The organism is Verticiella sediminum (genome assembly GCF_007558815.1).
Classification (GTDB): domain Bacteria; phylum Pseudomonadota; class Gammaproteobacteria; order Burkholderiales; family Burkholderiaceae_B; genus Verticiella; species Verticiella sediminum.
The window spans coordinates 1-1,099 of record NZ_VLTJ01000043.1; the positions used below are offsets into that span (position 1 = coordinate 1).

2 protein-coding genes are annotated in these 1,099 nt (G+C 62.4%); one reads left to right on the forward strand and one right to left on the reverse strand.

The features are described 5' to 3' along the window. The first annotated feature begins 423 nt into the window (after window positions 1–423). Window positions 424–747: a hypothetical protein gene (locus FOZ76_RS26420; protein WP_143951296.1), complete on the forward strand. Its 324-nt coding sequence runs from the start codon at window positions 424–426 to the stop codon at window positions 745–747. An 89-nt stretch (window positions 748–836) separates the two neighbouring features. Here FOZ76_RS26420 and FOZ76_RS26425 read toward each other — a convergent pair. Continuing rightward, the coding region (locus tag FOZ76_RS26425; protein ID WP_281283048.1) for a flagellin at window positions 837–1,099 on the reverse strand (263 nt) is incomplete at its 5' end.

Below are 1,099 nucleotides of genomic sequence, written 5' to 3' on the forward strand. Positions count from 1 at the left end.
CCTCGGTTCTGGCCCAGGCCAACCAGGTTCCGCAAGGCGTGCTCTCGCTGCTGCGTTAATCGCGATAGAACGGTGGTTCCCACGGCCTAGGTCTTGTATCCCAGGCTGTGGGATGCGTGATGTACGTCACTTGACGAACGTACACCAACGGTCGGCCCATTCGCCGGCCGTTATCGTTTTGAGTTTTAGGGTCTGCAGGGGCTGTGTTTCGCGCGTTATGCGCAGGTCATCCTGAATGAACTGGATCGCGCGGTGAGGAGCTGCGGGTACTGGGGCGACCTGTCCGACTTCCCGTGGCTGCTGCCACCGCCCATGACCAAGTTGCGGCGCGGCCTGAATCAGGACGGACACCCGTCTCTCAGTGTCAACATCCGCCAGGGACAGGAGGCCGACATGAAGTAGCTATCAACTCTGGAGCTACCCATGTCACGTACTTACCGGCGCAAGAACATGCGCCATGAGTACCGCGATGTTCTGCGCGTCTACTTCCGCGAAGTCGATCCTTCCGCCTTCGTGCCGCTGGATCGGCATACCAAGGCAGGACGCCGTACCCTTGCACGCTTCCACGCGGACGCTTACACGTCGATGAGCCAGCGCTCGTCTGCGCCCCGCGCATTTCGCAAGGGATACAAGCGGCGCATGGGGCATCACAACCAGCGCATGATGTGCCGCTGGTTCACTGAACCCCGCTTCGATCCGGTTTTCTATGTCCGACACCGCCATGCCGCCAACTACGATTGGTGGTGAGGCGGCGGCGCCTGGGGCTTATTGAGGAAGCAGGCTTCGCACGGCCCGGGACGTGAGGGCCCGGGCCGCGAGCAACCGCGCTACTGCGATTAACGCAGCAGCGAGAGCACGCCTTGCGGAACCTGGTTGGCCTGGGCCAGAACCGAGGTGCCGGCCTGTTGCAGGATCTGCGCGCGGGTCATGTTGGAGACTTCGACGGCATAGTCGGCGTCTTCGATGCGCGAGCGGGCTGCGGACAGGTTGTTGACCGTGTTGTTCAGGTTGGAGATCGTGGACTCGAAGCGGTTCTGGATCGCACCCAGGTGGCTGCGCAGGTCGTCGACCTTTTGCAGTGCGGCGTCCAGCGCGGCCA

What these genes read in the sequence shown, in the direction of transcription:
- FOZ76_RS26420 (WP_143951296.1), top strand. Translation starts at nt 424, where the DNA reads ATGTCACGTACTTACCGGCGCAAGAACATGCGCCATGAGTACCGCGAT.